General features: G+C 53.9%; 8 protein-coding genes. 5 read left to right on the forward strand and 3 right to left on the reverse strand.

What is annotated here, in order from left to right:
* Positions 1 to 7: 7 nt before the first annotated feature.
* The gene (locus IE099_RS09410; RefSeq protein WP_189569670.1) at positions 8 to 700 is read right to left on the reverse strand and encodes a PEP-CTERM sorting domain-containing protein; all 693 of its coding nucleotides are present in this window, start codon (positions 698 to 700) and stop codon (positions 8 to 10) included.
* Positions 701 to 824: 124 nt separating this feature from the next.
* On the opposite strand from IE099_RS09410, the gene IE099_RS09415 reads away from it, so the two are divergent.
* The 3 genes from IE099_RS09415 to IE099_RS09425 all read left to right on the forward strand — a co-directional run bounded on the left by IE099_RS09415 (position 825) and on the right by IE099_RS09425 (position 6,462).
* Positions 825 to 1,907: a substrate-binding domain-containing protein gene (locus IE099_RS09415; RefSeq protein WP_189569671.1), complete on the forward strand. Its 1,083-nt coding sequence runs from the start codon at positions 825 to 827 to the stop codon at positions 1,905 to 1,907.
* A 391-nt stretch (positions 1,908 to 2,298) separates the two neighbouring features.
* On the forward strand, positions 2,299 to 5,736 hold the full coding sequence (locus IE099_RS09420; RefSeq protein WP_189569672.1) for a hypothetical protein: 3,438 nt from the start codon (positions 2,299 to 2,301) through the stop codon (positions 5,734 to 5,736).
* Between the two features lie 3 nt (positions 5,737 to 5,739).
* The gene (locus tag IE099_RS09425) at positions 5,740 to 6,462 is read left to right on the forward strand and encodes a hypothetical protein (protein WP_189569673.1); all 723 of its coding nucleotides are present in this window, start codon (positions 5,740 to 5,742) and stop codon (positions 6,460 to 6,462) included.
* Between the two features lie 96 nt (positions 6,463 to 6,558).
* Here IE099_RS09425 and IE099_RS09430 read toward each other — a convergent pair whose 3' ends face one another.
* Positions 6,559 to 7,554, reverse strand: a complete 996-nt coding sequence (locus IE099_RS09430) for a 2-hydroxyacid dehydrogenase (RefSeq protein WP_189569674.1) — start codon at positions 7,552 to 7,554, stop codon at positions 6,559 to 6,561.
* A gap of 197 nt (positions 7,555 to 7,751) precedes the next feature.
* Between IE099_RS09430 and IE099_RS09435 the strand changes: the two genes are divergently transcribed.
* Positions 7,752 to 8,741 carry a TlpA family protein disulfide reductase gene (locus tag IE099_RS09435; protein ID WP_189569675.1) on the forward strand — a complete coding sequence of 330 codons (990 nt, stop codon included), beginning with the start codon at positions 7,752 to 7,754 and terminating at the stop codon, positions 8,739 to 8,741.
* A gap of 31 nt (positions 8,742 to 8,772) precedes the next feature.
* Here the strand turns inward: IE099_RS09435 and IE099_RS09440 are convergent, their stop codons facing one another.
* Positions 8,773 to 11,214, reverse strand: coding sequence for a family 20 glycosylhydrolase (locus tag IE099_RS09440; RefSeq protein ID WP_189569676.1), 2,442 nt, complete (start codon positions 11,212 to 11,214; stop codon positions 8,773 to 8,775).
* 327 nt (positions 11,215 to 11,541) lie between these two features.
* Between IE099_RS09440 and IE099_RS09445 the strand changes: the two genes are divergently transcribed.
* Entirely contained in the window at positions 11,542 to 12,798 is a 1,257-nt protein-coding gene (locus IE099_RS09445) for an MGH1-like glycoside hydrolase domain-containing protein (RefSeq protein ID WP_189569677.1), read from the forward strand.
* Positions 12,799 to 12,819: the final 21 nt, after the last annotated feature.

The raw sequence follows: 12,819 nt of genomic DNA on the forward strand, positions 1-12,819 counted from the left end.
AATAGGATTATTTCCTGCGGCGAGAAAGCAAGGCGATGGAGCTAAACGAAAGAAGAAGAACGGCTGAAGGCTCGGGGATGCTGACGACATCACCCGAGATGATGAGACCCGTGGTCGTGGATGTGTCACTGCCGTCCAGATCGAACCAGGCGTTCCCTCCAGCCTGAGCATTGTCGACCGCATAGATCCTGAAGGTTGTTGGGCTGTCGACTCCTTGTAGAGCGCTGATGTCGATTACGAAGGTGTCAGCAGAAGAGTCGGTAATGGTCTGGGAGCCGAGGTCGGTCGCAAATCCGTCAGTGCTGGTGCGCACGTATACCGTGTATCCATCCGCGTTGTTCATTCGTCCGTAGGTGTTGGTGCTATAGCTCAGGCTTTCGAGGTTGACCTGATAGCCGCTCGCAGGTGCGATTGCAAACTCGGTGTATTCGCTGGTGTCAAAGGACTGGGAGGCGAGTCCGGGATAGCGTATTCCAGCGTTCGTAAAGGAGTTTGCCGGGACGCGAGCTAAGGTGGAGACAACCAGGTTGGCGGCTGCTTCCGAGGGGCTGGGAGTATCAGACCCTGAGTCGTAGCTCGTGCCCTCAGGGAGTGCAGTGCTGACCGGAGTCCATCGAGCGAGAGTTGCGCCCGAGAGGGTGTTGACGCTGAGAAACAGCAAGGTGGAAGAGTTGGCGAGAAGTCGATTTTTGGAATTCATGGATATTGGCAACTTACCGTTTGCAGCAATTAGAGGACCAGAGGGTGTCCTCTCGTGGTGAGTTGCTCTGGTCCTTTTCTGGAACCAGTTGACATTTTGAAGGATTAGGCCTTGTTAGTAGGGAATGAAGAAGGTCGGAGTGGAAAGACGGTATCTGGCGACGACTGCCGCCCGCCATCTTGCAAACTTGATTCAAGAGGGGGTGTATCTCGAGTCCCTGCCTGGCGAGCGACGGCTGGCCAAGGACCTGGGGGTGGGGAGGAATGCTTGCCGAAGTGCCTTGGAGGAGCTTGAAATCCAAGGCCTTATTTCGGAGGCCAAGCCAGGATGTCAGCGAAGAATTCTGGATCGTGCGCAAGAGAAGAAGTCAAAGACTTTGCTTCATCTCTACAGTGCCTATTCCGAGAAACAAGAGGTCGAGCGACGGCTTTTTCAGCGAGAGGGAGAACTTTGGGAGCAGGCGATGGGACCTTGTCGTCATCAACGAGTAGACTTTCAAAAGACAAAAAATGCTCAACGGATTCTTGAAAAAATAGTGCAGCAAACAGAGGCCGACGCACTCTTTCTTTCCTCTCCAACCTCCCCATGGATACAGGGTGCCGATGAGCTGCAGCTTCCTGTTTTCTGCAGCGGAGGAGAGTTCTCGAAGAGTATCCCAAAGTTTCTAACAGGCGCTGCTCATGATTTCGTGAGTGAGGTCGAAAGGGCATTGAGTCGACTCAAGGCATTGGGTCACCGGAAGGTCTTGGTCACGGTTTCCAAGGAGCGGTCTTTTCTGGTTCAGTCCACGATCGAATCCTTTTGCCGGAAGCAGAATTACCAAGGTGACCGTCATATGCTCGAGTCCTGGTTTCCGGTCTTTGATGCTTCCGACAAAGAAAAGAATATGCAGATGTGGAAGGAGGCAATCTCTCGAAGCAAGCCTACAGCGGTGATCGTTCCAGGCTCGTCAATGTTGGTTTCGCTCTACATGTTCTGCTTTCGCGAGCAGGTCAGAATTCCGGAGGAACTCTCGGTGATTTGTTTGGAGCACAACGACTTGTTAAGTTGGATGTCCCCGATTCCTGTGACAATGCGCTATCCCGAAGAGCAAGCTTTGCGGATTTTTGTCAACTGGATGAACGGTGGCCTCGTTTCATCCGGTCTTCACTATCTGAGCTTGGAGCAAACTTCTGGAGGGGAGAGCGTCCGAGCCCTTGCTGAGTAGTGGTGCTCTGAAGAATTGTCATTTTGGGATTCGCTGTCGGGGCCTGAAGTTGCTGGATTTGATCTTCCGTTTGAGTCACATCCCAAGTGACCCGGTAGGCTTCTCGAGCTGCGGATTATTTTTTGGGTTCTCCTGAGTTGTTCTGCTTAAGGGAGATCGATGTTTGAGTGTCGTAAACTCTCGAATTTATGTGTTTGGTTAAAAACTGGTACGTATCTTGCAGTCAATTGTTCTGCGATTGCTAGTGTCGGCTAGCTTCCGGAACAGAGGTTTCGAGAGTATCAATCAGGTCAGATACCTCCTTCTTCCTCTTTCACCAAATAATAAGATGAAAGGAAAACGTTTAAGTTTTCGGGCCGAAAAAGGGTTCTCCTTAGTAGCAGTAGTTAGCATGATGGTCTTGCTGTCATTGTTGGCGTTGGGGCTTCTTGGGTTGAGTGCCATGGTGCTTCGAGGGCGGGAAGCCAACTCGGCCCAATTGGAGGCGCGGGCGAATGCTCGCTTGGCGCTACAGATGGCCATTGCCCAGTTGCAGCGAACGGCCGGACCCGATCAACGGGTTACCGCCTCTGCCGCTTTCGCAGGGAACGGTTATCCGGAGCAGTGGACTGGCGTGTGGCGAACGGGGGAGGAAGTGGATGGATCGCTCATGCCCGCCGTTGGCTATGGTTCGGATTGGGGGACTACCAAGTCGTTCAAGGATAGAAGAGAGAGCGTGACCTCTTGGCGGAGCGATTGGTTTCTCGAACCTTTGGTCACAAATGTTTCGAATTCATCGCCTGAAGCGGTTTCGTCTCTGGCCTCGGCGACCGACTCGCTACCTGCTGTCGAGGTCCCGCTGTTAGGGATTGGGCAATCCGGTGCGCTTGGTTGGTGGACCGATGACCGTTCGCAACGCACCAGCGTGGCCCCGGGGCGAAATGCCGATAGCGTGGGCGAGGAAGCATTTGCGAGTGCGCCGCGGCACGATTCCGGAGCTCTCGTTGAAGAGAAGTGGGAGACCGATTTCTTTCGCGATAGTCATGAGCGGGAATTGACTGTTACTGATCAGAGTCTGGCTCTCGCGGCCAGCACCTCACCCCTGCCGGCCCAGTCACAGGCGGTGGCACGCTCCTACGGACTTTTCACCGACTCTGTTTTTGGTGGATTGAAAGGAGACCTGACTCGCTTTGTGGAATCGGAAGGGCAGGTTTTTGGCCGTGATGAGGAACTGGGGTTGGCGGGGATCGATGCCTCGGCGTCCATGTTATCTGAGAAATTTCATGAATCTTCGGGGCCGAAATGGCAGCGCCTACGTTCCTGGTTTCAGTTATCCCGAACAGGTAGTTCCTCGGGGTTGACCTCGATGGAGGCTGAAAATACGCGAGTCGCTCGCAAGGCCTTTGGAGGGGAAGGCTATTCCGTGGATGCGATGGCTTCTCTGGAACAGCCTGTCCATCCGATGGTGGTCGATGCGGGGTTCCATTGGGATTTCACCCCGGAGGATGAGACGGGGAGTTCGTTCTATTGCCACATTTATCCGCGGGTGTCCTTGTGGAATCCATACAATACCCAGCTGACTAGCGAGCCGATGGTGATCCTGATGCCCAAGCATATTGATAGCGGCGGGGGCTTGTCCGTGGAGGTGAGTTTGCGGGGGCAAGTTGAGATCATTCCAACGGTTGTGCGGGGTTGGGGAGAGCAGTTTCGAACTGCGGGTAGTCCGACAGAGCACTATTTCATGTTCACTATCGAGCCCACGACTTTCGAAGCGGGCGAATGTCTGGTGTTCACTCCAAAGGTAAATGCCCGGGTCGGGATGCAGCCCTACGACGATCGAGTCGTTTCGCGAAATATTCTAACCGCGAACCAACCGGTGGGCCCCGAAAATTTCACCCTGAGCCTGCAGTCTCGCAATAGCCTCTTGCAGCAGCGCTTGGCGAGGGGGGCGACCGTTACCCGGTATATTTCGACGCCTTGGGACAGTCAGAACTATCAGAATGCGCTGCACTGGAATCCCAAGCCCTTTCTCCTAAAGCAAGGGACGGCGGGTAACATGACCTCCCGCGATGTGATGACGCGGGAAAGTCACGCGACTTTACAACGGCTCTATGTGAATGATGGAGGTGCGGGGGAGGACTACTTTGCGGAATCAGGGAAGCGGGCGGGCTATATCCGCATGTATCCGGGGTGGAGCAACGATGCCGAGAACAACGGATCCGAGTGGGGGACCTTTGCGAGCAACCCCAACCGTCATCCTCCCCGCCGGTGGCACTATCGCGTCCATCTCAGTTGGTTGGATGACATTGAGGAGTTGCGAGTCGTCGGGCGGATCAACAATCCGCAGCCTCCTTATGAAGCCGCAGTTATGGCCGATTGGAATCCGATCGCGTCGGTGGTGTGTCGCACGCCTTCGACCTACCTGCGCGAGCACTTCGATTTGCATGTGGGACCTTGGTATCGATGTAAGGCCGCCCACGATGCCCATGGTGGTTTGCAAAATTGGGGGGTCTTTATTGAAGGTAAGGCCAGAGGCTGTCCGAACGCGAACCCTCTCGACTTTGCCAGTGAATTGGCCTTTCCCGTGATCGACCTTCCGAGTCGGAACCTTCCTCTCCAATCGCTGGGGCAACTGAGGCATGCGCCACTTTCTCCTTGGCTTTGGCATCCGCTGCGAATCGTCGGAAACTCGCGTCCCTCGCTTCATGCGACTGCCGATGAGACTTCCTTACCCACCATTGCACAGACCCGCAATCCATGGACCCGGACGGTAGTTCAGACCGATGCGGTCTTCGATGATCTGGTGCAATCCGATGATCATAAAGACGTGTTGCTCTACGATATTAGCCATGAGGTGAACCGGCGTCTCTGGGACTCCTACTTCGCCTCCTCATGGGAAGAGGACTTTGACGAGGAGTTGAACAAACTTCCGAACGCTCTTTATCGGCCGCACCCGACTCTTCGCGCGGATAAGGATTTGATGGAGACTGGCAGTGGGAGGCAGGCTCTTTCATTCTGGCTACCGGCGTACCTGCTAGTGAATGAAGGAGCATTCAACGTGAACACTCTTTCAACGGAATCATGGCTAGCCTTCTTGAGTGGAATGAAGGATGTGAGCCGCCCTTCTTCCAACGGGCAGGAGATGGCGGCCAGTCATCCTTTTTCTCGCTTTCGTCAGCCTCTTGAAGAGAGTGGTTTTTGGGGTGGCGGGGTAGGCCTGGATGATTCCCAACTCTCCACGCTTTCCTCGGCTTTGGTGGAAGTGGTGAGAGAACGAGGTCCCTTTTTGGGAGTGTCGGATTTTGTCAACCGCCGTCTGAGTAAGGACGAGACTCAATCACGCGCCGGCGCTTTGGATGAGGCGATCCAAAGGGCTTCTCTCCGCTATGAGGAAGGGCGTGATTTTCTCAATATGGCCACGGACCAAGATTCGGCAGTGCCACCGCGGCAACGATTGACGCAAGAGCACAACGCCGAGTGGCTGCTCGATGGGGCCCCAGGTATATTGGAACAAAGCGATATCCTCGAACCTCTGGGCGGGACCCTTTGTGCTAGAGGTGACACGTTTCGCATTCGCGCCACCGGGATTTCCAAGGATGAAAGTGGACGGATTCTCGCTCAGGTCTACTGCGAGGCCACCGTGGTGCGCAGCCCGGAGTATTTGTTGGCGGGCGACCTGACCGAGCCTGGTTCGTCCACCGAACCCAACTCCGCATTGCTTCGACCCTATCTCGAAAACGAAAGCGACTCCACCTTGCAAGCGAATCCTGATATGCATCCGTTGAACCTAAAATATGGCCGACGTTTTGAAGTTCTTGATTTCAGGTGGCTAACTCCTTCCGAAATATAAAATATGTTAAAAGCGTTCACCGTCCTTTGCCTGTCAGTTCTTTCTCTCGCCGCTGAAGAAGCCAAGCGACCGATTTGGGTTGCGGCAGTGGGTGATCCGCCAGTGGCAAAATTGAAAGTGGTAGAAGAGTACGGCTTCCGAGGATACAAGCCCGAGGAGATTGATCCCAAGTTACAATTTCCTAGGCAGTGGTCACTCTCGGCCGGAGGGGCTTCAGAATCCTTGGAGCTCAAGTTGAATCATCCGGCCATTCGCCTCGATTTGCCTGCTAGCGCTACCAGTTTGGAATTGGGGCTGGAGGGGGAAGCCACCTTGACTCACTTCCAGCTAACAAGTCGGCCTACCCTCATCGTCATTTACAATCCGGCTTCAGACAAATCGTGGCGCAAGGGGGTTGAGGCATTGGCGATTCCCTTGGAAGACCGAAGTGGATCAGCTCTGGAAACAACCTTGCTGAATCTGGCGCCAGTTTCTCTTCACTACCTGGGCTCATCTGGAAAGCCCGCCACCCTGGCGTCGCATAAATGGATACCTGCGAAAGTTCCTCGTGAAAAGGGGAGTCAGGTGGCATCTCTACCAATCTTGGCAAAGGTTGAAAAACGGGAAGTACGTCTGGTCGTGACCGACTATCGTGGAGTCTCTTCTTGGAAACCGGTGACTGTTATCACTCCGGTCTTCAATGCGGCTCGGCCTCGGCTGCGTTCTTCGGTTCTTTACTTGCAGTAGGTCTTTCTCTGCGTCTAAAGAGCTGTGTTCGAACAAGTCGATTGTGTTAAAAGGTGGAGAGCAAAGAAGCCGTGGTTGGTTCCTAACGGGTCCGGCTTAGAGCGAGGTGCCTTCGAGAGGTGGTTTTTCGTCACGAAAGTTTTCGACATTGGCGAGCGTGACCCGGGCGATTTCCGCGAGCGCTTCCCGGGTCAGAAAGGCTTGATGAGCGGTGATGAGAACATTGGGAAAGGTCATCAGCCGGGCGAGCTTGTCGTCTTGTAGAATGGTGCCGGACTTGTCTTCGAAGAAGATGCCTTCCTCCTCCTCGTAGACATCGAGGGCGACGCCTCCCAAGTGTCCGGACTTGAGAGCTTGGATGAGGGCTTCGCTCTCGATCAATTTACCTCGGCTGGTGTTGACGAGGTAGACACCCTGTTTCATGCGCGGAATGGTGTCCGCATCGAGGATATGGTAGGTGTCGTCTGTTAGAGGAAGATGCAGACTCACGATGTCGCTTTGGGTTAGCAGGTCCTGCAGGGTGGTGTAGCGCACTCCGGTATCATCGGCCCACTGGTGGTTGGGGTAGGCGTCGTGAGCGATTACCTTGCAATTGAAGCCTTGAAAGATGCCTGCGGTGACTCGTCCAATCTTGCCCGTGCCCAAGATGCCAACGGTCTTCTCGTTGAGGTCAAAGCCGACCAAACCGTTGAGGGAAAAGTTTTGTTCGCGAACCCGATTGTAGGAGCGGTGAACCTTGCGATTGAGCGTCATGAGGAGCGCCAGCGTATGTTCCGCTACCGCATGAGGAGAGTAAGCCGGGACCCGCACTACCGAGAGGCCTAGCTCCTTGGCGGAGTCCAGATCGAGATTGTTAAAGCCTGCGCATCGCATCGCTAGCATCTTGACGCCCTGCCCGACAAGGGCCTTGAGGCAAGCTCGGTCGAGCTGGTCGTTGACGAATGCACAGACTGCGGACGCTCCGCTAGCCGTTGAGGCGGTTTCCTCCGAGAGCCGAAAATCGTAGAACACAAGCTCCAGTTCAGTTCCCTCCACGGCCTTTTCGAATGCTTCGCGGTCATAGGCTTTGGCGTCATAAAAAGCGACCTTCATGGCCCGAATGCTGGATGCGAAATAGCCGACTGCAAGGCCAAACCGTTGCGGTTCAAAGATTGCAGCGAGCGAAGCCGAGAACTGGGAGTCCGGGAAAGCGATGAATGTTGACCCAAACGATTATCTGAACTTATATCGCATTCATTATGGTTCAACTGCGCTCTTCAAATGTTCTAACGGGTTTGCTTTCTTTATTCGTGAGCTTTTCTGCCTTCGCTGCTCCGCAACCTCCTCCCTTCATTGATTCGATCAGTTGGAATACCGGAAAGGAGAGTCCTTCCCTAGAGGCACTCAATGGTAAATCGGTAGTGGTTGTGTTTTTTCAGGATTGGTGTCCGATCTGTAACAAATGGTCGGGTCAATTTTTTAAGCAGGTGGAGAAGGCCTACGGGGACGATCCTCGGGTGACCCTTGTTGCTCTCAAGACTGATGGAGGCAGTTTGAGTGATGCGCTTGGTTACTTGGATAGACGCACGGATACCGGGCGTTGGATTGTGGGCGTGGATGAAAACGCCAGCTATTATCGTCAAGCCACTGGAGATGATAAGCTCTATTACTTTATGGCTGTGGCGCCAGATGGTTCAGTCCGCAAGATAGATAAGGCGGGGATGTTCTATGGCAAGGAAGCGAACAAGGAGTTTATCCTTGCGAGTGACAAACTGAGAAAAGAATTGGTCGAGGGTGCTAAACCTCTGATGACCCTCGATCCTCCCTTGGACCCGGTGCTGCAGCCCGCGATTCAGCTCGCGGAGCAAGGATTGTTTCTCAGCGCACTGAACAGCGTGTCCAAGCAGGCCAATGCGTCTCATCTGAAGGAAGACGTCGGTCGCTTTCGACTGCGTATCGCCGAGTTACTTGGTTCTGCCATCGCTCGCTATGAAAAGGCGATTGAGGATGAGTCCAACGAGAATCGTTTTTTGGTCTATTTGTCCTTACGTAAGATTGAGGAAGACTTTGGCCGTTCGGCTCAAGGTCAGGCCGCGGGTCAATTGGCATCCAAATATTCGAGCAGTTCCTGGGTTCGTAATGAGGAGGCTGCCTTGAAAGACTATCAGTCGATTATGAAACGGGCGGCTCGTGCCGACGACGAACGCTCTCGCGAGCGAGTGGCCAAAGCCCTGGTCAAGTTTGCCGAGAAGTATCCAGGAACCTACTATGGGCGGCTGGCTACACCGACCAAGAAGTAGGGACTCGAGCTTCCGTAGATGGAGTCGATCCTCATTCGGTGTAGGCTCGCACCTCGACAAGATGAAGGCCGGGGTTGGCGCTGTTGTGGAGCATCGTGACTCGGATATAGCGAGAGATCAGTGGGTCGAATTCGTGTGTGAAACCTTTGTCGGTAGCCGGCTCGGTGTTTTTGCTGAAGTCCACCACTTCATTCCAATTTTCCCCATCCAACGAGAGTTCTACCTTGTATTGATAGTGGCGATTGCCGTCCCAGTAGGTGATGACTTGAATGCGTTTCAGGACCTGTGATGCTTCCAGATCGATCTGCATCCATTGTGGAGCTCCGCCCGACCCGTCCCAATGAAAGTCCCGGTCAACAATGCCATCGACCGCATAGCTCGCTTTCCCATTGGGTTCGGCGCTGGAGGCGTTCACAGGTTTGTTGGTTGTGAGGTTGGTTTCAGCGTCGATCTGGACAAAAGACCGCCGCCAGACTGCTCCTCTGGCTTGCTTGTCTGGAGCAAAGTATCGCGCGCTAATGACCCCGGAAGTGGTGAGGGTAACGGGCCCCTGGTATTCGGGTGAATCTCCGTTCGGTTGCGAGCCATCCAGAGTGTAGCGAATGGTGCCCGATTCAATAGGAGTGGAGAGAGAAATGGTGACTTGGTCTCCAAACTGGGTGCGGTGCTCGCCACGGCCAGCTTCGTCGTGAGGGACATTCATGAGAAGGCCGTCGACTTCGCCCTGGACCGGATGGAGCTCGAATGGCCGAGTGGCAATGAAGCCCAGTTTTTTGCCGCTGGAGTCGAAGGCTTGAGCACGAACAACCTGGCTTTCATTCAAGACCAGAGGCTCGGTGAATTGAGGGGAGTCGATGCTGGGAGGGGTGCCGTCGAGGGTGTAGTGAATCACACTGTCTTGGACCAGAGGCTCCAATCGCAGGGTGAGTTGGTCGCCGAAGTGATTTTCCCGGTTGTAGAAGGGGCCGACGTAGTCGGGATCTGTTAGGCCCTCAGTCCGAAAGTTGAGCGGGCGAATGAGTTTTTGCAGGACTTGATCGGTGTGTTCGAATCGATTGGCAAAATGCTCGTAGGGCAGCTTGCCGTCGGGAGTCCAGAAACGTTCGCAGAGGGGAGCGAGGCGAAGACGAATCCCGGGAATCTGCATTTCGTCGCGAGACTCCCAAGAACACATCATGCCGCCGATGATGCGATTGTTAGGATAGGTTTCCAGTTGAATAGGGGTGTAGGAGGGCGCCACCTTCCAATGGTTTTCCCACCGAAACATATTCCAGCCATAAATATACTCCGGGTTCCATCTCTTTCCGGGAGTGAGGTAGGTGGGTTTCCAAGAGACATTGAGAATCGTATAGCCGTTGTCCAAGAGGGACTGGGGGTGCTGATAGAGGGTTTCCCAAGCCATCACGATGATGTCCTTTGGGATGGAGACTTTGCGACTTCCGGTGCCGTGAAAGCTCTCCCACATAACGGTTTGCTTGCCCCTGGACTTGATGTGCTCATTCATGCGGACGATGAACTCGAGGAAGAGATCGTGGACGTTGTCGTAGCCCTTGTTCTTAATCGCCTCGATCGCGAGTTCGTCTTTTTCCAAAGCTCCAAAGTAGGCCTCGTCGGCCCCAATGTGGAAGTAGGGGGAGCTCTGAAACACCTCCATCATCTCATCCGCGATGGTGAACATGGCCTTGTATACTTCTTCTTTGCCAAGGTGGATGACCGAAAGTCCGGGGCGTCCAAAGAGCTCTGGCATGGCCACCCGCATCGCGGTAGTGTGGGCGGGGGCGTCAAATTCCGGCACAATGGTAACCCCTCGGGCGTCGGCAAAAGCCACAAGCTCCTTGAGTTCAGCCTGGGTAAAGTGCCGTCCTGGGGTCGCCAGCTTGGGGTAGGCCTTGCTCTCGAAGGTGAAGGATTGATCGTCGGTTAGATGCAGTTGCAGGAAGTTAACCTTGTAAAGGCGGCAGAGCATTACGCACTGATAAAGGGTGTCGATGGTGTGGGGCTGCCTGGCTACATCGACCATGAGTGAGCGATAGCTGCTGTGAGGATGGTCCCTGATAATGAGTTTAGGGATGAAGTACCGCTTGCCGCTTTCCTTCAAGCCTTGGAGGAAACTGCTCGAGGCTTGCGCGAGACTTTTGTAGTTGCCTGCGGTGATGACGACTTGGTCGTCGACCTGCAAAACGTATTTCTCGCCCGTAAGGGTCGGATCCAATCGTAGAACGATATCTCCGTTTTGCGGAGGCGTTCCAGCAACCGCGAGCGTTTGGGAGCTGATTTGGAAAAGTTCTTGGGAAAGAACTTGGGCCAGAGGTTCGAGCTCTTTCGCGGTGAAGATAATGCGGGCATTGGACTCCAGGGAGAATTCCCCGGAGTTGATCTTCACCTCTTGGGGCCAAGGGATGATGTCCACCTGCGGAGAGCTTTGGGCCGTCAGTTGGCAGAGGGAAAATAAGAGAGCGAGCAATGTCTTCATAGAACGTTTACAGATGTGGCGGCACGCCGCGGCCAAGAAGTAGGATACCAATTTCACTTCGTCGAGGGGAACGAAGCGTGATTGAATTGTACAATTTCTGGCTAAATAATCCTTTGGGCCTGATGTGGGCGCGAATGCTGGCAACTCTGTCGCGAGCCTTGCATGGAAGAGAGCACGCGAGAGCCCAATCCGAGGAAGAGTGGGGTTTTGCGGTATTCAATTTATGAACACCTAAAATCAGATTTGTCTTTTCACCCTGTGGAAAGAAGTCTCTTGGAATCAAACAAGCTGCTTCTTTGGGCGGTGTTGGTGAATAGAAATTGGTTTATGAATGGCGAGCTTATGACCTCTCTTCCGCTGCAAGAGTTATTGAGAAACGCGCCCTCGGCTGGCGATATTGCGGAAAGATTTTCGCTCCTGTTAGAGCCGCTCAAGAAGCGGGTAGTGAGGGAGCCGGCGGGGTGCTTGAGCTACCCATATCTCATTCCCTCCGGGTTCTATCAGCAAATGTGGGATTGGGACGGCTTTTTTATGGGGTGTCACTTTGCTCACCAGGGGCAAGCCGACAAGCTGAAGCATTGGGTCCTCAACTTTCTGGATCATGTTGAAGATGACGGTCACGTGTCGGGGTGTATTACCCCCGAGGGGCCTCGTGAGATTATGGGGCGGTTTTCGGCGAAGCCATTTCTGTCTCAAGGAGCCTGGATCGCCAGCAAAGCTGAGGGAGGTGACGTTTCCTGGCTAAAGGACCAATACCAGGGGCTCTGCCGAGTCTTGAATTATCGGATTCATAATCAACGTGATGAAGAATCGGGGCTCTATTTCTGGATGAACGCGATGCAGAGCGGCGCCGACAACAACCCTGCCCTGAACTATGATGGCGAGGATCCCCGGTCATACCTGGCATGTGATATCAGTGCCTATCAGGTTCGTGAGCTCGAAGCGCAATCGCTTATTGCAGGAGCGCTGGGCTTGGAAAGTGAGGCCGCCGAATGGAAGGAGTCGGCAGAACAATTGCGTGCCGCAATTCTTGATAAACTCTGGTGTCCGGAGGACCAGGCTTTCTACAATATCGATCGCGAGACGGGTCAGCTCTATCGTCGGATGAGCTATTCGTCCTTCGTTCCTTTGTTCGCCAAATTGGCCCCTGAGGAGGATGGACGAGCAATGATTAAGCGCTATCTTCTCACTGAAGAGCATATGAAGTCGCCCTTTGGATTTCGTTCTCTTTCTCGTTCGGATCCGGACTATAATAATGAGAATATTATCATTCCTTTTTCCAACTGGCAGGGACCGGTGTGGCCGATAGCCAATTATCTTTATTCTGTTGCACTTCATCACTATGGGTTCGAGGCCGAGAATGAATGGCTCGCCGTCGTGCAGGGGACTCTGCTTGCCGATGATATTGAGAAGTATGGCACGATGCACGAGAACTACGATGCTGAAACCGGTGCGCCACTGGCTCCGTCCCATGATCATCGAACCCCGGAGGGGGATATCGTGGGGTTCGTCAGTTGGAATCTTTGTATCGAGAATCTCCTGGAAGGAGTGGTCAATGATCGGTGGATGTTGCTTGACCTTTGATTCGGCTCATTGGCGGGGAGG

The organism is Roseibacillus persicicus, assembly GCF_014651675.1.
Taxonomy (GTDB): domain Bacteria; phylum Verrucomicrobiota; class Verrucomicrobiia; order Verrucomicrobiales; family Akkermansiaceae; genus Roseibacillus; species Roseibacillus persicicus.

What these genes read in the sequence shown, in the direction of transcription:
- IE099_RS09420 (WP_189569672.1), top strand. Translation starts at nt 2,299, where the DNA reads ATGATGGTCTTGCTGTCATTGTTGGCGTTGGGGCTTCTTGGGTTGAGT.
- IE099_RS09415 (WP_189569671.1), top strand. Translation starts at nt 825, where the DNA reads ATGAAGAAGGTCGGAGTGGAAAGACGGTATCTGGCGACGACTGCCGCC.
- IE099_RS09445 (WP_189569677.1), top strand. Translation starts at nt 11,542, where the DNA reads ATGAATGGCGAGCTTATGACCTCTCTTCCGCTGCAAGAGTTATTGAGA.
- IE099_RS09430 (WP_189569674.1), bottom strand. Translation starts at nt 7,554, where the DNA reads ATGAAGGTCGCTTTTTATGACGCCAAAGCCTATGACCGCGAAGCATTC.
- IE099_RS09425 (WP_189569673.1), top strand. Translation starts at nt 5,740, where the DNA reads ATGTTAAAAGCGTTCACCGTCCTTTGCCTGTCAGTTCTTTCTCTCGCC.
- IE099_RS09410 (WP_189569670.1), bottom strand. Translation starts at nt 700, where the DNA reads ATGAATTCCAAAAATCGACTTCTCGCCAACTCTTCCACCTTGCTGTTT.
- IE099_RS09440 (WP_189569676.1), bottom strand. Translation starts at nt 11,214, where the DNA reads ATGAAGACATTGCTCGCTCTCTTATTTTCCCTCTGCCAACTGACGGCC.